We start from the raw sequence: 20318 nt of genomic DNA, 5'->3' as shown, positions 1-20318 counted from the left end.
GGCGCCGGTGTCCACGCTGCCCTCACCGCTTCCTCCCACGGAACTCGCGGAGCTCGACGGCCCGCAACTGTCTGCTCTCGCACTGGTTCTGCTCGGCAGCGACCTCGACGAGACCGTGGTCGCCCGAGTACTCGACATCGAACCCGACCGTGCCCGCGCCGCTGTCGACGCGCTCCGCGCGGACGGCTGGGTCGACGAACGGGACACGCTGGTTCTGGCGGACCACACGCATCTCACGGAAACGCTCGGCGAAAACCGGCTGACCACGCTTGCCCGCCGCCTGCTCACCCACCACGTCGACGGCGGAACGCTCACGCTTCCCGTCGCCCGCGCGGTCGCCGCGACCGGCACACCGAGCGACGATCTGAGCCAATTTCTCTGTGCCCAGGCAGAACTCGCCGAACCGGCCACCGCGGTCGCCCTGTACGCCGAAGCCGGCCGGGTCGGCAGGCTCGGAGACAGTGCCGTCGTCGCATACGCCGAGGCCTGCGCCCTGAACGGCGACCTCGACACCGCGGTCGGCCTGGCCGATTCGGTCCTCGAACGGTCCGGCACCGTCGGCGATGCGGAACTCGCTGCGGCGGTCAGGATTTCGGCCGCCGGCGCCGCGTTCTGCGGCATGATCGATCGCAGCGCCGAACTGTACGCCTGGCTCGGCGCCGACCGGGCGGGCGCCGACGCCTCCCTCGCCGCCTCCGTCCTGGTGGTCGCGGGGCGACTCGACGACGCCGAAGCCGTCCTCGCCACCAGCGCGGGCGCACCCCCCACGGCCGCCACCGCCGGCGCCGCACTCGTCGCGACCGGACTCGTCCAGTCGGCGACCGCGTCCGCCAACGCCGCACTGAACTCACTGACGCGTGCACTGTCGCTGCCCGGTCGCGCGTCCCGGCCACGGGTACTGCCCGACTCCCCCGCCGCGATCACCGCCCTCGCCGCGCTCCACTGCGGCGAACTCGCGCACGCGGACGCGGTCCTCGCCCGGGCACGGGAAACCGAACGGCCCGGCAGTGTCACCGCGAACCGGCATCAGCTGCTCACCGCCTGGACGTCCATGGTCCGCGGCGACCTCGCCGCGGCGCAGTCACGGCTCGACGGCCTCGACGCCGCGTCGATGCGGCAACGCGATCTGCTGTTCGTCCACGGCCTGCGGGTCGGGCTGGCCCGGCGCACCGGCGACAACGCGGCACTGCTTCAGGCCTGGGCGGGCGCGCAAGGCGTGCTCGCCGAATACTCGGTGGACCTGCTGAGTTTGCTGCCGCTCGGCGAACTGTGGCTGACGTCGATCCGGGTCGGCGAACCCGCCCGGATCACCCACCTCGTCGAGGACGCGCAGTCGTTGCTGCGGACGCTCGGCGAGCCGGCGATGTGGGGATCGGCGCTGCACTGGTACGGCGTGCAGGCCTCGATCCTCGCCGAATGCCCCGCAGACCTGATGCCCCACGCCCGCGCACTCGGCGAGGCCGCCAAGGTCAGCACGTACGCGTCCGGGCTCGCCACCGCCGGTCGCGCCTGGCTGCGCGTGCTGCAGGGCGACATCGACGCCGCATCCGTCGAAGACGCGGCCCGCACCCTCGACCGGATCGGCCTGCCGTGGGACGGTGCGCGCCTCGCGGGTGAAGCCGCGCTGCGTGCGTCCGACACGAGGGTCGCGACCGCTCTCCTGCAGGTCGCGAGGGCCCTGCGGCAGCCGACGTCCGCGGGCAACGGTGCCGACTCCGCGGTCGTGTCGAGTCCGAGCACACCGGGATCGCTCACCGACCGCGAGGCCGAGGTGGCCGAACTACTCGTCCAGGGGCTGACGTACCGGGAGATCGGGTCACGCCTCTACATCTCCGCGAAGACCATCGAGCACCACGTCGCGCGGATCCGGCGGCGGCTGGGCGCCGGGTCGCGGTCCGAGCTGCTGTCGATGCTGCGTGCGATGGGCCACGGGTATTCCGCCGACTCCTGACCCGTGAGTACTTATTAACCGCGGGTGGTTAATAAGTACTCACGGGCGCCGAAGGCGCAGCAGCGCCCCGTGTAACCATTCGACTGCGGCAGGCGACACACTGTGCACATGGTGCGATGAGGCACCCCTCGAACTGTGCCAGTAAGGATCTTTCATGACCACCGGAGTCGGACTCACCGTCGGCGATGCGGTTTCCACAGCGGTGGTGACCGCCTCCGGAACCGACGTGAGGACGATCGAACACCCGTCCGTCCTCTTCACGGCCCCGGACGGCACGGTTCAGCTCGGCGACCCCGGCACGGAATCGACCGGTGCCGTCCGCGACTTCCTGGCCCGCGTCGGTGAGCCCGCGGGCATCGAGTACGCGGGCTCGCTGACCCGCGCCGAGGACCTCGTCGCGACGGCGATGTTCTGCCTCTTCAGGGAGGCCGCGGACGGACTGTCGGGGACGGTGAAGGTCACCGCGACCCATCCGTCGGACTGGGCGCCGGAGATCATCACGAAACTGCGCGAATCCCTCGACTACATGGGTCTGGGCGACGCGACACTCATCCCGGAGTCCGTGGCGCTCGCCGCCTCGCCGGAGTCCCCGGCCCACGGCGCCGCACTGCTGGCGGCCGGGCTGGCACTGACCGACGAGGACACGAGCGCCGACACCGAGTCGATTCCGATCGTCGAGGCCCCCATGCCCACCGCGTACTCCGCCGTGACGGCGGTGCCCGCGGCCGCGGCCGCTGCCGCCGACGCGTATCAGCCCGCCGAGACCGAGGCGGCCGGTGCCGCGAGCACATCGACCCCACCTGCCAAGCGCACGGACCGTCGGCCGCTGATCATCGCCGGTGTCGCCGCGGCCGTCCTGGCGCTGGCCGGTGGGGCGCTCGCGTTCGCACTCACCGGCGGCGGCAGCACCCCGGTCCCGTCGATCCAGGACGCCCAGACCGCGTCGGTGACGACGTCCAGCGCACGACCCACGCCGGCCGCGTCCGTTGTCTTGCCGACGGCGAGCACGCAGGAGGTGGCCGTCACGACGGAGGTTCAGGCCCCCATCCCGGTGGCTCCCCCGCCTGCACCGGTGGAGACGACATCCGTGTTCGTGCCGCCGCCTCCGCCCCCGACGACGACGCCGGTGATCACCCTTCCCTCGATCACCACGGTCACGCAGACCACCACGACGACGACTGCCGCGACGACCACGACGCCGCCGGAGACGACCACCACGACAACAACAACCACGACGACGATGAAGGAACCCGCGGCCGCGACCACCACCACGACCACACCCGCGTTGCCGGCTCTCAAAAGCCCAGGTGAGTGAGGCTCTGATCACACCTCCCCGACCGTCTGACTCGTCCGTAGCTTAAGGTGGGGCGCTGATACCCACCCCAGAAGGAATCCTCAGTGAACGGATTCCGTGCAGAAGGGATTTCATGCGTAACGTGCTGGCGCACCGCGCCGCTGTTGTAGGCGCCTCGGCAATGCTTCTTCTCTTCCCGTTTTCCACTGCCGCCCAGGCCGACCCTGTTACGCAGCCCGACACCACTCAGCTGAGCGCCGACAAGTTGCCGGCCGAACTCGTCGAGGCCATCACCCGCGACCTGAAGATCAGCCCGCAGGAGTACCTCGACCGCGCCGCGAAGGCACAGGAGCTGGGTAGTTACGCCGAGGACTTCCGGGAGCAGCATCCCGACGACTTCGCCGGGGCCTGGATCGGCCTCGACGGCCAGCCCGTCGTCGCGGTCACCACGAACGAGGCAGCCGACGCCGCAGCCAAGGCCGGGTACGACACCCGCATTGCGCCCGTGTCCGCGAACGGCCTGGAGAAGACCCTCTCCGACGTGAACGGCTGGATCGCGGGACTGCCGAAGGACGTGGCTTCCCAGGTCAACTCCGCGTCGATCGACGTCCTCGAGAACCGCGTCGTCATCGATGTCGTCAACAGCCCCATCGGCCAGGCGCTGAACCTGCCGACGCTGCTCGCGAACGTCAAGGTGATGCTGAGCCCCGGCGGCGGCGGTCCGGTGGAGCGAGGTCCCCTCGCGGGTGACACCTACATCACCACCGCGGGTGAGCTGCCGAAGACGCCGATCTCGGAGATCTCCGTCTGCTCGCTCGGTTTCAACGCCGTGGACGACAGCGGCCAGGCCGTGAACATCAGCGCCGGACACTGCAACCCCGCCGAGGGTCAGCCGTCGCCGGTGTTCCTTCCCAATCACCAGAACGTGGACGACAGCCAGCAGATCGGCGCGTTCTCGAAGTCGTCGGTCGGCAACCCGGCCGACAAGCTGGACTACTCGGTGATCAAGCTCAACGAGGCCGGCGTCAAGGCCGGTCTGGACCGTCCCGCGGTTCGCGGCGCGAACGGCACCACGCTGGAGATCACCGGCACCGCCCGGCCCGTCGTCGGCGCCCCGATCTGCAAGTCGGGCCAGACGTCGTCGTTCACGTGTGGTGTCGTGGCAGCCGATCGCGTCGAGACGCAGCTGTTCGTCGCCGACGGTTCGAGCCGCGTGGTCAACGGTTTCGCCGGCACGGCCTGCACCCTCGCGGGTGACAGCGGCGGCGCCATCGTCACCGGAACCCTCGCGCTGGGCATCACCAGTGGTTCCAACGCCAGTGGCGCCCCCAACTGCACGGAGGCGAACCTGGTGCTGGCACCGGAGGGTGGCACCGCCAGCCTGGGCATCCCCGTCGCGGACATCGTGGACACGCTCGGATCCGGGATGCGCGTGCGCACCATCTCCGACTAGTTCCCCACCGCCCCACCCTGTGCCCGGTGTCCGCTCCGCTCGGACACCGGGCACAGGTGTATTCCGGCCCCGTGTCCGCTTTGTCCTGCTGCGTCGTCCACCGAGAGTGTTACAGGTGGGAATAGACGGGGCGAACCCATATAGTCGACTCCGACTGTGTACGGCCTTACCTGTCGGGGGGTCGTATTCGTATGCGCCCGCGAGGCAACTGCGAACAAACAAACATCAGAAAGGCCCCCATGCGAAGCTCCATCGCACGTCGTGCCGCCGTGTTCGGCTCCGCCGCGCTGCTGCTCCTCGGTCCGGTCGCCGCCTCCGCTCAGGCCGATCCGGTCGAGCCCGGAGTGTCCGGCCAGGCCGCCAAGCTTCCCGCGGAACTGATCGACGCTATCCAGCGTGATCTGTCGCTGAGCCCGGACCAGTACCTGGAGCACTCCGAGCTGGGCCAGAAGCTGGCCGAGTTCGCGAAGATCGCCCGCATCCAGTTCCCGGATGCGTTCGCCGGAACCTGGCTCGACAACGCCGGCACCCCGATCGTCGGGCTCGCCGACGGTGCCGACAAGGACGCCGCGGTCGCCGCGGCCGAGAAGGCCGGGTTCCAGGTGAAGGATGTGGCACAGAGCGAGAGCAGCCTGCAGGCTCAGGTGAAGTCGCTCGACAGTTGGCTGGACACCCAGCCGCCCGCCGTCGCGGATCTCGTTCGCGGTGTGGCCATCGACATCGTGAACAACGATCTCGTGCTCCGTGCGGACAACGTGGGCGGGTTGCAGCTTCCGGACTTCCTGAAGGGCGCACGCGTCGTGCAGTCGCCGGCCACGGCCGCTCCGCTGCCGTCCACCGACCTCACCCCCATCGCCGAACCGCTCCCCGCCGACGCCCTGCTGGGCGGCGACGCGTACGGCTCGCTCGGCGGCGGAGTGGGGCTGCGCTGCTCGCTCGGTTTCAACGGCACCGACAGCTCGGGCGGCCCGGTGAACATCACGGCCGGACACTGCGACCCCAACCGGGACGCTGCCGGCACCTCGGAGGCATCGGAGGCGTTCTCGCTGGTCCCGGGTGGCACCGGTCCGCGGATCGGCACCTTCGCCAAAACGAGCCTGGACATCCACGACTACTCGATCATCCGGGCCGACGACAACGCCGCACACCGGTTCGAGAACAACGGCGTCCGGGTTCCCGGCGCAGCGCCGGTCGCCATCACCGGAACCGCCGACCCGATTGTCGGCGCCCCGGTGTGCAAGTCGGGTCTGACCACCGGTTTCACGTGCGGTGTCGTCACGTCCGTGGCGCAGACCGTCTCGGTCGGTGAGCGCACGCTGGCCGACAGCTTCTCGACGAGCATGTGCGCCCTGCAGGGCGACAGCGGCGGCACGATCGTGACGGGCACGCTGGCACTCGGAATCTCGAGCGCGTCCAACGTCGGGCAGTACCCGATCTGCCAGGTCGCGGACGTCGTCACGTTCGTCCTCGGCGAGAGCCCCGAGTTGTTCGCCACGCCGATCAACGAGGTGCTGGCCGAGAACCCGGGTCTGCGCGTGCGCACCTCGTAACGCACTCCACAGAAGACAGCGGCCCGCTTCCCTCTCGGGAGGCGGGCCGCTGTCGTCGGTCGTGCACTCAGGCCGCGTAGGGCCGGACCGCCCGGGCATCCCGCAGGGTGGTGCCCCACCATTCGATCTGGTCGAGCGGTTCCCTGTTCTCGTCGAACACCGCCCACGCGCCGCGAAAGCTGACACTGTCGCGGACCGTGACCGCGTGAAGTTCCGCGAACACCAACCGCAGCTGTTCCACCGCGCGGAGTCCCCCGCCCATTCCGCCGTACGACACGAAGCCGACGGGGTCACCACGACGAAGGCGTCCGCGGCCGCGAGCCGCGCCCCCACTGCGGCCACCGTCGGCTACGCGTCGGTGCCGAAACCCGGGACCACCACGGGTAGTGGGACGTCCGCGAGGTCGATGACGTCGAGAGCGGCGCAGCCGTACTCTCCCGCGGCGCGAACGAACCAGTCGGCGACGGTGGGTGCGAACCTGCCCTCTCCGGTGCTGCCGACGATCACGGCAACCGGCTACCGAGCGCGCGGGAACTGATCAGGCGGTGGGCTCGGGCGCGGGCGGAATGAACGGCGTGTTGATGGTGACGAGGTACTGGATTCCGAGGATCACCAGTGCGGCGCCGCCCACGAAGATGGTTCCGGCCAACCCGCCGGCGGCGAATCCCGCCAGCAGCCCGCCGAGGCACCCGACCGGCGTGCCGATCACGGTCACGGCGAACAGGCCGCACCCGACCGCGAGACCCACGGCACCGAAGATCACACCGAAGATCAGGCCGCCGATCAGTGTCGCGTAACCGAGGTAGCTGTTGAAGTCGGCGAGCGCCGAGTCGTCACGCTCTTCCTGAGTGTCGAATCCGTCCTGCGCAACCGATTTCAGGGAGGACGCGACGCCGGCGGGAACCTGCGGAGTGAGCGTCACCGTGCGCCCATCGAGGTCGGCGTCGATCGGATAGACTGCGTCGCCGACGCGAATCGTGAGCGGCAGCGCAGCCACCACCTTGCCGCTGTCGTCCACCACCTCTATCGCTTCCCGAGTGTCGGTGATCCGGAAGGCGCCCGCGTCGATCGACGTGACGACGGACTCCCCCTCGGCGTGCGCCTCGTAGCCGATGTCGGACGAATCCCGCTGCGCCAGTGGAGCTGTGTGTGCGGTCCCGGCGGAGATTCCGAGTGCCGCGACGACGAGGAACGCTGCCCCGGTGACGGCCCGCAGGTTCCGTACGAACCGGCCGCTCATGCCGTGGGTTCCGGTGCGACGAACGGGCTGTTGATGGTGTTGAAGTACTGGATTCCGAGAACCACCAGGGCGCCACCGCCGACGACGATGGTGCCGGCAAGCGCGACGACGGGTGCGACGATCAGCGCACCTCCGATGCACCCGGCCACCGGACCGGCGAGGCCGAGAAACGGAATCACCAGCGCAGCCGTGCCGGGGATGACACCGATCGCGCAGCCGATCGCCCCGCCGATGATGGCCGCGACGATCGCGGTGATCGCGCTCGTGATCCCGAGTTGCTGCTGGAAGTCGTCGAGTGCGCGGTCGTCGCGTTCCTGCTTGTCCTGCGGTGCGGCGACGTCGTCGAGAGTCAGCCGCTCCGACACGGGGACGGGGGTCGCTGCCGACGGATCCATGTTCGGGACTAGCCGCAGGACGCGAGCGGTGTCGTCGACCGCCACCGCGAACGGATGCTGCAGGTCGTCGACCCGGAAGAACGTGGGAATGGACGCGACGACGCGGCCGCCGTCGTCGACCACGTCGACGGTGTCGTTCGCGGCGTTGATCGAGAAGGCGCCGGCGTCGAGGGTGGCCACAGCGGCGTCACCGTCGCGGGCGGTCTGGTAGTTGATGTTCGGGATGCCCTGTTCCGCGCCCGGCTGGGGTGCAGCGGCCGGATCGGCGTATGACGTGGCCGCCCCGACGCCCATCGCCGCGACGACGAGCAGGGAGGTGGCAGTAAACCGTCGGAGGTTCATCGAGATCCGTTTCGAGAGCAGCGCTGTGACGGACGAAGGTTAGCCTAAGCATGGGCTGACCCGGCAGGTCGGATACGCCGGTGTGACGAGGTTCACTCCCGCGAGGGGCGCAACGACGAACCGCCCGCCTCCGAAGGGAGGCGGGCGGCGTCTGAGTACCGCGGGGTGGGGCTACTTCACCCACTTCGTGGTGCCGGGCGGTGCGTTCAGCGTGTTGATCAGGTCGATACCGGCGATCGCCAGCGTCGGGCCGCCCACGACGATCGTGCCCAGTAGCGCACCGATCCCCGCTCCCGTTACGCCGAACGGCAGGCATCCGAAGACGGCCACAGGTGTCCCGACCACGCAACCGACGGCGAATCCCAGGATTCCACCCACGATGGTGCCGCCGAGACTGCCGACCGTCATCGCGATACCGAGCTGCTGCTGGAACGCCGACTGAGCCCTGGTGTTCTCGTCGATCGACGCCACGTCGTGCAGCGCGATGGGCGTGATCCGATCCTCGGGTGAGATCGGCGTTGCCTCGGCCTTGTCGACACTCGGCGTCAGACGCAGGGTCTTTCCGTTTTCGGTGATCTCTTCCTCGAACGGAAACTGCAGTCCGTCGAATCGGTACGCGAGCGGCAGGGAAACGACAGTTGCCCCACCCACATCCTTGATCGCGACGGACTTCCCGTCCGATGCGAGCGCAAAGGCGCCGGCGTCGAGCGTGGTCACGACCGTGCGGTCCTCGATGTGGGATTCGTATCCGATCTCGGTGCCCGGCTCGGCGACGGGTTCCGCGACCGCCACCCCGGACCCGGTCGCGAGCACACCCACCAAAAGTGCCGAAGTCGTAACGATACGACGCAACTTCATTCCATCCCCTTAAGGTTTCAACCCCATCCGTTGCTAAACAGTAACTTGCGGCTGTGACAGATCCCAATTGAGTCTCGCCTAGAGAAAAGGCGCTCACGAAATAGTCTGCTCAGGGTTATGAAAAATTGCGCCCAGAACGGCATTGGGATCGAATTTCAAGAATTGCACCAGTCAGGGATGCAGTTATTCCCACACAAAGCGGGGAACCGGTCGGTTTCTTCGCGGTGGCCTCCACTCACGACTCGGCCCCGCCGTGCGAGGCACGACGGGGCCGGGCGCTGATACGAGGGCTCTACTCGTCCCGGTCCGCGTAGATCGAGGTCCCCGGAGCGGCGTTGTACGTCTCCCACAACTGGTACGCACTGACGCCGAGGGTGGGGCCACCGGCGACGATGGTTCCAATGACCCCGCCGATACCGGCCCCGGTCACCAGCCCGGCGACGCAGCCAGCGGGAAGTGTTGCGATGCAGCCGATTCCGGCCCCAGCTATGGTTCCGACCAGGCTTCCGACCGTGACGGCGATGCCGACCTGCGCACCGAACTGACCGAACGCCCTGTCGTTCTCCTCGCGGGACGCGACGTCGTGGAACGGCAGCGAAGGAACCGCGGGCGCCGCTATTGCCGGAACAGGCGCCCCTGGAGCAGGTGCTGCCACCGGCCCTGCATGGGAAACCCCGGCAGCGAGCCCCATGGCGGCGACCGCCATCCCTGCCGTGACTGCAGCTTTTCTCACGATCATTGATGCCTCATTTCAGGAGCGTCCCGACGAAGTTCTGGTGTGATCGAAGTGCACTGCTCGGCCCCCCGTGTGACCGCTGGCCAGGGCCGGAAAACACGCTCAGAGTAACAGCGGAATCACGGCCGAAATGTTCATTGACGAAAAATTCATCGCACCCGCAAGTTACCGATCAGTAGCGCTTCGAATGTGTGTAATTCGCGCGAATTACACGGCATGAATTACGTCACTCGGGAGGGATTTCGGCAGCGTCGACGTGAGCACCCGGAATATCCACTCGTCGTCATCCGGCCGCAATGCGACCGCATCGGATTCGTGACGAAAACGACCGCCGGAGCCCTCTCCGGGAGCGCCGCGGACCGCACCCGGCGGCCGTCGGCCGAAGTTAGGGCGACCTTGGGTGAACGCCGCAATTTCGACCCTTTAACGTGGCGAACAGAAAGTCCGATTGTGGCATGCATCACATGCCTCATCGGCGCCCGAGCTGCAGAGATCCCGCTGAGCGCCGGTAAGTTACCCGCAGGTACACTGAATAAGTTACTAGCGGGTAACTTAGCAAGCGTTAGGATCACGAGCAGTCCCGAGGTGGCCGCCCTGCCGCCCTGAAACGAAAGGCCGCGACATGAATGCCCTGACGATCACGTTGGGCACCATCGGCGTGCTGCTGAGCCTCGTATGTTGGTTCTCCTTCATCACTGGCGCATTGAAGATGGTCAACGTCGTCCGGATCGGCCAGTCGGCCCCGGACCGATGGCGCCCCTTCTTCCCGCGCTTCAAGCAGATGTGCGTGGAGTTCATCGCGCACACCCGCATGAGCAAGTTCCGCACCGTCGGCTGGGCTCACTGGCTGGTCATGGTCGGGTTCATGCTCGGAGCCATCGTGTGGTTCGAGGCGTACGGGCAGACGTTCGACCCGGCGTTCCACTGGCCGCTGGTCGGTAACACCGCCGTCTACCACTTCATCGACGAGATCCTCGGCCTCGGCACGGTCATCGGTATCACCACGCTGATCGTGATCCGCCAGCTCAACCACCCCCGCGTGCCCGCCCGGCTGTCCCGGTTCAGTGGCTCCGACTTCAAGGCCGCGTACTTCGTCGAGGCAGTCGTCCTCATCGAGGGCCTGGGCATGATCTTCGTGAAGGCCGGCAAGATCGCCACCTACGGCCACGCCAACCCGTGGACCGACTTCTTCACGATGAACCTCGCGAAGCTGCTGCCCGCGAGCCCGAACATGGTCGCGTTCTTCGCCTTCGTCAAGCTGATGTCGGGCATGATCTGGCTCTACGTCGTCGGACGCAACATCACCTGGGGTGTCGCCTGGCATCGCTTCGCGGCGTTCGCGAACATCTACTTCAAGCGTGAGGACGACGGCGACGTCGCCCTCGGCGCGGCCAAGCCCATGATGTCGGGTGGCAAGCCCATCAACATGGAGGACGCCGACCCGGACACCGACACGTTCGGCGCCGGCAACATCGAGGACTTCTCCTGGAAGGGCTGGCTGGACTTCACCACCTGCACCGAGTGCGGGCGCTGCCAGTCGCAGTGCCCCGCCTGGAACACCGGCAAGCCGCTGTCCCCGAAGCTGCTGATCACCTCGCTCCGCGACCACGGTTATGCGAAGGCCCCGTACCTGCTGGCCGGTGGCCGCAAGGACATGGGCGGCGACGAGATCGGCCTGGTGGACGGCGACGGCGCCGTGGACGAGGCCAAGCTGGCCGCGATCCCCGAGGCTGCGCGCCGGGAGGCCGAGCGCAAGCTGGTCGGCGAGACCGTCGACGGCGAGCTGGCCCCGGTCATCGACGCCGAGACGCTGTGGAGCTGCACCAACTGCGGCGCGTGTGTCGAGCAGTGCCCCGTCGACATCGAGCACGTCGACCACATCATCGACATGCGCCGCTACCAGGTGCTGATCGAGTCGGAGTTCCCGTCCGAGCTGGCCGGCCTGTTCAAGAACCTCGAAAACAAGGGCAACCCCTGGGGCCAGAACTCCAAGGACCGTCTCAACTGGATCAGTGAGATGGACTTCGAGATCCCGGTGTTCGGTCAGGATGCCGACAGCTTCGAGGACTACGAGTACCTGTTCTGGGTCGGCTGCGCCGGCGCCTACGAGGACCGCGCCAAGAAGACCACCAAGGCCGTCGCCGAGTTGCTCGCCACCGCAGGCGTGAAGTTCATGGTCCTCGGCGCCGACGAGACGTGCACCGGTGACTCCGCTCGCCGCGCAGGTAACGAATTCCTGTTCCAGCAGCTCGCCATGCAGAACATCGAGTTGCTGAACTCGGTCTTCGACGGCGTCGAGCAGCGCAAGCGCAAGATCGTCGTCACCTGCGCCCACTGCTTCAACGCCCTCGGCAACGAGTACCCGGAGGTCGGCGGCGACTACGAGGTGGTTCACCACACTCAGCTGCTCAACCGCCTGGTCCGCCAGAAGAAGCTGATTCCGGTCGCGTCCGTCGGTGAGGACGTCACCTACCACGACCCCTGCTTCCTCGGCCGCCACAACAAGGTCTACGACGCGCCTCGCGAGCTGATGGAGGCGTCCGGCGCGAAGTTGAAGGAAATGCCTCGTCACGGCGAGCGGTCCATGTGCTGTGGTGCCGGTGGTGCCCGCATGTGGATGGAAGAGAACATCGGCAAGCGCATCAACATCGACCGGGTCGACGAGGCACTCAGCACGGATCCGAAGAAGATCGCGACCGGCTGCCCGTTCTGCCGCGTCATGCTCACCGACGGTGTCACGGCTCGCCAGGAGTCCGGCCAGGGCGAGGGCGTCGAGGTCGTCGACGTCGCCCAGCTGATGCTCTCGTCCATCACGCGTCTCGAACCCGAGAAGCTGGGCGAAAACATCAAGGTCATCCCCCGCGAGAAGCCGGCCGAACCGGCCGCATCGCCGGCAGCAGCCGAGGCCAAGGCCGAGGTGGTCGAGAAGGAGCGCGTCGAAGAGGTCGAGGAGGCCGCTGCAACGCCGGCTGCCACAGAAGCTCCGGCGGGCAAGGGCCTGGCGATGAAGGGCCTGGCCAAGGCACCCGGGGCGAAGGCTCCCGGCGCCAAGGCTCCCGGCGCCAAGGCACCCGGCAAGGGACTCGGCATGGCAGGCGGGGCGAAGGCTCCCGGCGCCAAGAAGGCAGCTCCCGCTCCGGCCGAGGCTGCCGGTTCGGAGGCGCCCACCGCGGAGGCACCCAAGCCCAAGGGTCTGGGACTCGCCGGCGGTGCGAAGGCACCGGGCGGTAAGGGTCTGCAGATGAAGGGTGCCGCCAAGGCTCCCGGCGCGAAGGCCGCCGCTCCGGCTGCCGACGCACCGGCGGCAGAGGCTCCCGCAGCGGAAACCCCTGCTCAGGACGCCCCCGCGGCGAAGCCGAAGGGACTCGGTCTCGCGTCCGGCGCCAAGGCACCGGGCAAGGGTCTGCAGATGAAGGGCAAGGCGAAGGCTCCCGGCGCGAAGGCCGCTCCCACGGACGCTCCCGCCGAGCCGGCAGTCGCCGAACCCCAGGCCGCCGAGCCTCCCGCGTCCGAACCGCAGGCCCCCGCAGCCGAGGCGCCGAAGGCTCCCCCGGCGGCGAAGGCCGGTGGGCTCGGTTTCAAGAGCGGCGCCAAGGCTCCCGGAGCCCGAAAGGCCGCGGCTCCCGAGGCCGCAGCACCGAAGGCCGAGGCTCCCGCGGCCGCAGCACCGAAGGCCGAGGCTCCCGCGGCTGAAGCACCGAAGGCCGAGGCAACCGAGACCACGGCTCCGAAGGTCGAGGAGTCGAACGGCGACGGATCCAACGGCAAGGCACCGGAAACGGTGAAGGCTCCGCCGCCGGCCAAGCCTGGCGGACTCGGTTTCAAGGCAGGCGCGAAGGCACCCGGCCGGAAGAGCTAGCCGACAGCAGTGAACAGCAGCGCCCCCACCGTGATCGGTGGGGGCGCTGCTGTTTTCCGTGACGGCCCGCGTCGCGAACCGCGTAACCTCCGACATGATGACCTCGGGCGCCGATCTCACCTTTCGCCGCGCCGCCACGTACACGGCGGCGGTGATGGGCGGTGCAATCGTCGTTGCGCTCCTCTCGGTCGCGTGGATGTCGATCGGGTCCGGTGACTGCGCCGAGTCGATGATGGAGTGTGCCGGCGGAGAAAAGTACGTCCTCGTCTTCGGCCCGCCCGCGTTGCTGCTCCTGGGCGGGGTCGGAGCCTTCGTCCAGACCTACCGGGTGTGGCGGGCCGGTGGCCGGTGGCCGATCTGGCAGGGTGCGGGCTGGATGTTGTTCGTGTTCATGCTCATCTACGCCTCACTGTCGGCCGGAGCACTCACCGAGGTCTGACCTACCGCGGTCCGGCGCCGCCGCGTCCCGGCGTTCCGCCGCCCATCGGCTGGGCGGGTGCCGGGTCCTGCACCGTGTACTCCTGCCCGGTCTCGCCGGCCGACGAGGCCTGTTCGACGGACGAGGTTGTGGTGGTCGTCGCCGAGGGCGTGTCGTCCCGGCCGATCAGTTGGGTCGCCGCCGCGCCTGCACCGAGAAGGATGAGCGCGGCGGCGCTGGCCGCCACCACCCATCCCCGGATTCCCGACCTCGGTGTCTTCCTCACCGGCACACTGGTCGGCGCGACAACGGGGGTCGGCGCCTCGGCTGATGCGGACGGGGGCAGCACGCGCGACGACGCTGCTGCCGCGATCGGTCGCGGCGCCGCCGGTGGTTTCACCCGCGGTCCCGGTGCCGACATCACCCGGGAACCCGACTGGTGTAGCGATGCCCGCTCGGCAACGACCGCCGCACCGCGGGCGGACGCCGTCGCCGGCTCGGGTGACACGACGAGCGGGACGTCCACGGCCGTCGAGAGCAGTTCCGTCACGAGCGGGACCGCTGCTCCGCCGCCGAGGACGACGACGGCGTCGGCGGGGGTGCCGGTCTCGGCGAGGCGTTCGAGTTCGCGTGCCACCGTGTTCGCGGCGCGGGTGAGTGATACGCGGATGACGTCCTCGAATTCGGAGCGCATGACGCGTATCCGGCGTCGGATGCCGGGAAGCTCGACGGTCACCACGGCCGAGGTGTCCTGCGACAACCGCTCCTTCGCGATCCGGCAGCGGGCGGCGAGTTCGGCCAGCGCAGCGCGGTGGGCGGGATCCTCGACGTCGAAGTCCGGGTTCGCGTTCTGTACGAGCGCGACCACATGTCCCATCAGCAGCCGGTCGGCGTGGTCTCCGGCGAAGTCGGTGCTCCGCGTCGATCGGACCACACCGAATTCGGCGCCGCGCCTCGTCGCCAGGGTCAGGTCGAGGGAATGGGCTCCGACGTCGCACAACAGCAGTGTCGAGAATTCGTCGAGCTTCTCGACCAGGGAGATCCACGTGAGTGCCGCGCTAGTGTCAGGGATGACGGTGACGGTGCGGTTCTGCAGGAGGCCCCAGCGTCGGATCTCGTTCTCGAGTTCCTCGACGGCGTATCCCGACCAGGCAGCCGGGGCCGCGACCACCACATGGTCGCGCGCCGGGGTGCGGCCACGGACGAGGCAGTCGAGCGCGGTGGTCACCAGCTGCACGGCCGGGGTCCGGGTCCCGTCGTCCCCGATCACCGGAACGGGATCGCCGACCCTGTCGACGAAGTCGCGAAACACGATGCTGCCCTGAGGCGGTCCGCTGCGGTGCGGGCCGAGAGCCGGCGCGCTGCTCGACGACAGCGCGAGTTCGGCCGAGTGCCGCACCACCGTGAATCCGTCGTGCTCCCGGTGCATCTGCGATTCACCGTGCATCTGGGCGGACACGAACGAGTCGGAACCCATGCTGATCCCCATCGATGTCCGCATGTCGTGATCTCCGTTCCGTGGTGACGGCAGGCGCCTTTCCTGCCGATCGAAACGCTAAACCGCCTTCCTGTGCCGACCGCTGTGCGCTTCCTGCGATGTTCCTGTGTACGCGGCGTCGCGCGCCCCTAGGGAAGGTGCAGCGTCCTCCCATGGTCTTCCCAGGAACGCCCATAACGTCGTCGGCAGTCGCCTCGAAGGGACAGACCCGAGATGAAGGAGCACTCATGACGAGAAGCGAAATCCACCCATCGGCCGTCCTCGATCACGACGTCCCCGCCCCGCACGCCGCGATGGACGTGCAGGCACCGCAGCCCGACCTGGGCGGCGCACCCCCGGCGGCGGACCTTCTGCGCAACGGGCTCGACGGGCTCCTGCACGACCTCCACCCGACGAACCCCACCGCCGGAGAAGCCGCTCAGCACGGTGCGCCGCAGCAGAATTCGCGGCCAGCCGACGAATCACGCCACGACGCACCGCGCGACAACAGCGGTCGCGGATTGGAGAACGCCGGCAATCAGGCCCACCAGAACAACGCTGCCGCCGACCACGACGGCCGCACCGACGGTCACAATGCGGCGACCGCGGGAGCGGGCCACGAGAACGCGCAGGCCGGCGCTTCCGCGGCCCAGCCCGCGTTCACTCAGGCCAACCCGGTTGCGACGCAGCCGTCGACTCCGGCGCCGGCGACGTCGGTGTCCTCACCGACGTCGCCCGCCGCAATGCAGACTGCCGCAGCGAGTGCGGCGCCCGCGGCCCAGCCGATCACGACGACCCCGGTGTCGGCTCACTCCGATGCGGCGGTGACGTCGCAGCCCCTCGACACGACGATCCGGCAGAGCAACGCCGAACCGACTTCCGTGTCGGCGACGTCCGCGCAGGTGAATCAGGTTGCGAATCAGCAGTATACGCGGAGTTCGGAGCCTACCTCGACCTCTGCCGACGAGAGCACGCGAGCAGCGGCGACGACATCCGACTCCACCGCACAGAGCGCGAGCGCACCCACCGCGGATCTCGGCGGGTCCCAGACGACGGCAGCATCGTCCGTCGCGACCGACGACCACACGACGGCAGCAGCGGCGGCCAGTGGTCTTTCGTCGACCGATCACACGACCTCGAACACGGGTCTCGGCAACGACACCGTGACAACCGACACCACGACAACCGACACCACGACCCACCTCACGAATACGACCGACACCGCAACGACCTTCGACACGCCGACCTCGCACGACTCCAGCACCGCGTACGACTCGAGCACCGCGTTCGACTCCGGCACCACCCTCGACACCGGCACCTCACTCGATGCGACGAGCGCGACGAGCCTCTCGTCGGGGTCGACGGCCGATTCCGGTACCCCTCTCGACACCCACGATCAGAGCCTGACTGCGACGACGACTGTCGACCAGCACGTGTTCTGACCTCGACGTGGCGGGCCCGCCGACTCCCCTGCACGCGGGCCCGCCACTCCCCTCTCCCGAACGCCCGTCACCCACTCTTGCGGAGATCATGAACGCCACCGTCGAATTCCCAGCCGTCGCCACCCCTTCGCGCCCGAATCTTCCTGCCGAGACCACTGCGTCGATGGCTGCGCTGCTGACGCAGCTCGCGGAACTCACCCGGACTGCGGGTCGCGGCGATCTCCTTACCCGGCTGTCGCACACCGAGTCTCGTCTCGCCGATCCGCGCACGCGGGTCGTGGTTCTCGGCCTGACCGACAAGGGTGTCAGTTCGGTGGCGGGTGCGCTCGTCGACGCGGACGTGTCGTCGACCGCGCAGTCCCGGCACGAGGCGGTAGTCGTCGAGTACGGGCCTGTCGCGTCGGACTCGGATTCGACGGTCACGCTCCCCCACGACCTGCTCGCCGAGGGACTGGTACTGGTCGATGCCCCCGGATTCTCCGGTCACGCCCCCGCCCGAGCCGCGGACACCCTGGCCCTCGTCCCCACGGCCGACGCGGTGCTGTTCGTCTCCGATGCGAGCCAGGAATACACCGAACCCGAGATCGCTCTGCTCACGCAGGTGCACACGCTGTGCCCGATGGTGATCTGCGTCGTCAACAAGATCGACTTCTATCCGCGCTGGGCGGACATTCAGAAGGCCAACCGCACTCACTTGCAGAATGCGGACCTACCGCTGCCGTTGCTGCCGGTGTCCGCACTGATGCACGCGGACGCCCGCGAGACCGGCGACGACGCGCTCGACGTCGAATCCGGCATCCCGCAACTGGTTGACTATCTGCGCAAACAGATCGTCGCACAGGCGGATGTCGTGCTTCGCAATGCGGTGATCGCCGATGTTTGCACCGTGACCGACCATCTGTCGCTGTCGCTGAGTGCCGAACTGGATGCGCTGCACGATCCGCATCGCGGCGCCGCACTGCTCGAGCAGATGACCCATGCCCGTGCGGCGGCGGATCAGCTCCGTCAGCGATCCGCGAACTGGCAGTACACGCTGGCCGACGGCGCGATCGAGTTGATGACGGACATCGAGCACGACCTGCGTCATCGTCTGCGCACCGTTGTCCGCGCGGCCGAGGAAGACATCGGCAGGTCCGACCCGGCGCCGCGATGGGAGGAGTTCGGTTCCTGGCTCGACGGCGAGATCGCGACGTGTGTGCGGGAGAACTTCGTGATGGCGCACACGCGTTCGCAGGCCCTCGCCCTCTCGGTCGCGGGGCGCTTCGCCGAGGACGGCAAGGTCCCGGTTCCCGTGCTGCGCATCGACAACGTGGATCATGTGCTCGAACCCGTCAACACTCTCGAATCCCTGGAGAGCGCACAGGGTTTCACACAACGCGTCCTCTCCAGCATGCGCGGGTCGTACGGTGGCGTGCTCATGGTCGGCCTCGTCACGAGCCTCGCAGGCCTGGCACTGGTGAATCCCTTCTCGATCGGCGCGGGAGTCCTGCTCGGCGCCAACACGTATCGCGAGGACCGGAAGGCGCGTACCGCCCGCAGGCAGACGGAGGCGAAGGTGGCGGTGTCGCGGTTGATGGACGACGTGATCTTCCAGGTGGGCAAGGAGTCGAAGCAGCGGCTCCGCGAGGTGCAGCGCGTCCTGCGCGACCATTTCACCGACCTGGCCACCGAGATGCTCCGATCCGTCGACGATTCGCTGCGCGCCGCTGCGGATGCGTCGAAGATGCACGACGATCACCGTGCGACGCGGTCGGCGCAAATCCGCAGGGAACTCGACACGCTGCGGCAGATCCGAATGCAGGCCGCCGGATTCGCGGGAGAGGTGTCGGCATGAGCGTCACTCGCCTGGGATCCCAGGCCCGTCAGCTGATCGAGACCGCCCGGCACGAACTGCGCAGCGACCCCGCCACCGTCGAGGAACTCCGGCACTGCGGCGCCCGCCTCGAGGAGTCGCTCCGCGTTGCCCTCACCGGCACGCTGAAGGCCGGGAAGTCGACGCTGCTCAACGCCCTCGTCGGTGAGGAGATCGCGCCCACCGACGCCACCGAGTGCACCCGAGTGGTCACGTGGTTCGAGCAGTCCGCCACGCCGCGGATCGATCTCACCCACGACTCCGGACGCCGGACGCGACTCCCGGTGCACCGGGACGAGGGCAGGCTGTCGCTCGATCTGGGGACGGTGACCGCGGATCGGGTGGAGCGGCTGCAGGTGGGATGGCCGTCGGCGCTGCTCGGCGAGTTCACGCTCGTCGACACTCCCGGAACGTCGTCCAACTCGCGGGACGTGTCGGCGCGTACCCGGGCGCTGCTCCTTCCCGAGGACCGGCCGTGCGACGTCGACGCCGTCGTCTACCTGACCCGAGGTACCGACGCGGCGGACGTGCGGCTGCTCGACGAGCTACAGACCCGGGTCGGTACGGCCGCCGGACCGCTCGGCATCGTCGGTGTGCTGTCGCGGGCCGACGAGGTGAAGGGCGGCCGCGAACGCACCCTCGACGCGGCCCGGGCCGCCGCGGACGACGCGGGCCGCCGGGTGCAGCGGAGCCTGCTCCCCGTGTCGGGACTCCTCGCGCTCCGCGGCCGCACTCTGCGTCAGACCGAGTTCGACGACCTCGCCGTGCTCGCCGCCGTCCGGGACAGCGCACTCGAGTCCGCTCTGCGCTCGGTCGGCCGGTTCACCGCCGAGGACGCCGATCTCCTACTTCCGCCCCGGCAACGACGCGACCTCCTCGACTATTTCGGCCTCTTCGGTATCCGGTTCGCAGTCAGGCTGATTCGCGCGGGCGCCACCGACGCGCCGACGCTGGCCCGCGAGCTGACGGCGCACAGCGGCCTCGAGGATCTCCGCCGCACGCTGCATCTGCAGTTCGGCCAGCGCAGCACCGAGTTGAAGGCGCACTCCGCACTCAGATCGCTGAAGGCCGTGCTGGCCCGCACACCGTCGTCGGCGAGCCGCAGCCTGAGCAGGGCCGCCGATCGGCTGCTCGCGGACACCCACGTGTTCCGGGAACTGCGGGTGTTGTCGGGACTGCGCACCAGCGGTCTGCAGTTGCGCGACACGGACGTCGTCCTGCTCGAGCGGGTGCTCGGCGGCGAGGGCATGTCGCCGCACACCCGCCTCGGCATGCCCGCCGACGCCGCCCCGGAGCAGATCTCGCGCGTCGCGCTGACGGCCCTGCGGTTCTGGCGGTCCCAGGCGGGACGCCCGGCCATCGACACGGCGACAGTTCAGGCATGCGCGTGCGCGGCGCGTTCCTGCGAGGCGCTGCTCGCGCGTTGACCGGCCGGCGTCGGGCGACTTCGT

14 protein-coding genes and 1 pseudogene are annotated in these 20318 nt (G+C 68.7%); 9 read left to right on the top strand and 6 right to left on the bottom strand.

What is annotated here, in order from left to right; all coding sequences use genetic code 11:
- The first annotated feature begins 7 nt into the window (after positions 1-7).
- From RHA1_RS26740 to RHA1_RS26725, 4 genes are all read left to right on the top strand, one after another.
- A complete protein-coding gene (locus tag RHA1_RS26740) occupies positions 8-1951 on the top strand; it encodes a LuxR C-terminal-related transcriptional regulator (protein WP_011597674.1) in 1944 nt (647 codons plus the stop codon).
- 154 nt (positions 1952-2105) lie between these two features.
- Entirely contained in the window at positions 2106-3266 is a 1161-nt protein-coding gene (locus RHA1_RS26735) for a hypothetical protein (protein WP_011597673.1), read from the top strand.
- A gap of 112 nt (positions 3267-3378) precedes the next feature.
- A complete protein-coding gene (locus tag RHA1_RS26730) occupies positions 3379-4698 on the top strand; it encodes a S1 family peptidase (protein WP_011597672.1) in 1320 nt (439 codons plus the stop codon).
- 239 nt (positions 4699-4937) lie between these two features.
- Positions 4938-6248: a S1 family peptidase gene (locus RHA1_RS26725; RefSeq protein ID WP_041812078.1), complete on the top strand. Its 1311-nt coding sequence runs from the start codon at positions 4938-4940 to the stop codon at positions 6246-6248.
- Positions 6249-6315: 67 nt separating this feature from the next.
- On the opposite strand, the pseudogene RHA1_RS52040 reads toward RHA1_RS26725, so the two are convergent.
- From RHA1_RS52040 to RHA1_RS26700, 5 genes and pseudogenes are all read right to left on the bottom strand, one after another.
- Positions 6316-6755 (bottom strand): annotated as a pseudogene (locus RHA1_RS52040) (NADPH-dependent FMN reductase).
- Positions 6756-6786: 31 nt separating this feature from the next.
- Positions 6787-7488, bottom strand: a complete 702-nt coding sequence (locus RHA1_RS26715; RefSeq protein ID WP_011597669.1) for a DUF8020 domain-containing protein — start codon at positions 7486-7488, stop codon at positions 6787-6789.
- On the bottom strand, positions 7485-8225 hold the full coding sequence (locus RHA1_RS26710; protein ID WP_011597668.1) for a DUF8020 domain-containing protein: 741 nt from the start codon (positions 8223-8225) through the stop codon (positions 7485-7487). Before RHA1_RS26710 ends, RHA1_RS26715 begins: the two co-directional genes overlap by 4 nt.
- A 171-nt stretch (positions 8226-8396) precedes the next feature.
- Positions 8397-9083 (bottom strand): DUF8020 domain-containing protein, encoded by a 687-nt coding sequence (locus RHA1_RS26705; RefSeq protein WP_011597667.1) that lies wholly within the window; start codon positions 9081-9083, stop codon positions 8397-8399.
- Between the two features lie 292 nt (positions 9084-9375).
- A complete protein-coding gene (locus tag RHA1_RS26700; protein WP_011597666.1) occupies positions 9376-9822 on the bottom strand; it encodes a hypothetical protein in 447 nt (148 codons plus the stop codon).
- 619 nt (positions 9823-10441) lie between these two features.
- On the opposite strand from RHA1_RS26700, the gene RHA1_RS26695 reads away from it, so the two are divergent.
- Both RHA1_RS26695 and RHA1_RS26690 read left to right on the top strand, forming a co-directional pair.
- On the top strand, positions 10442-13678 hold the full coding sequence (locus RHA1_RS26695) for a (Fe-S)-binding protein (protein WP_011597664.1): 3237 nt from the start codon (positions 10442-10444) through the stop codon (positions 13676-13678).
- A gap of 37 nt (positions 13679-13715) precedes the next feature.
- Positions 13716-14117 (top strand): hypothetical protein, encoded by a 402-nt coding sequence (locus RHA1_RS26690; protein WP_011597663.1) that lies wholly within the window; start codon positions 13716-13718, stop codon positions 14115-14117.
- 1 nt (position 14118) lies between these two features.
- On the opposite strand, the gene RHA1_RS26685 is transcribed toward RHA1_RS26690, so the two are convergent.
- Positions 14119-15597, bottom strand: a complete 1479-nt coding sequence (locus RHA1_RS26685; RefSeq protein WP_237726960.1) for an Hsp70 family protein — start codon at positions 15595-15597, stop codon at positions 14119-14121.
- A gap of 224 nt (positions 15598-15821) precedes the next feature.
- Here RHA1_RS26685 and RHA1_RS26680 point away from each other — a divergent pair, with 224 nt between their 5' ends.
- From RHA1_RS26680 to RHA1_RS26670, 3 genes are all read left to right on the top strand, one after another.
- The gene (locus tag RHA1_RS26680) at positions 15822-17015 is read left to right on the top strand and encodes a hypothetical protein (protein WP_011597661.1); all 1194 of its coding nucleotides are present in this window, start codon (positions 15822-15824) and stop codon (positions 17013-17015) included.
- Between the two features lie 88 nt (positions 17016-17103).
- A complete protein-coding gene (locus tag RHA1_RS26675) occupies positions 17104-18849 on the top strand; it encodes a P-loop NTPase family protein (RefSeq protein WP_011597660.1) in 1746 nt (581 codons plus the stop codon).
- On the top strand, positions 18846-20294 hold the full coding sequence (locus tag RHA1_RS26670) for a dynamin family protein (RefSeq protein ID WP_011597659.1): 1449 nt from the start codon (positions 18846-18848) through the stop codon (positions 20292-20294). Before RHA1_RS26675 ends, RHA1_RS26670 begins: the two co-directional genes overlap by 4 nt.
- The last annotated feature ends 24 nt before the right edge of the window (positions 20295-20318 follow it).

Source organism: Rhodococcus jostii RHA1 (genome assembly GCF_000014565.1).
Taxonomy (GTDB): domain Bacteria; phylum Actinomycetota; class Actinomycetes; order Mycobacteriales; family Mycobacteriaceae; genus Rhodococcus_F; species Rhodococcus_F jostii_A.
This window is presented reverse-complemented; position numbering and strand designations above follow the sequence as displayed.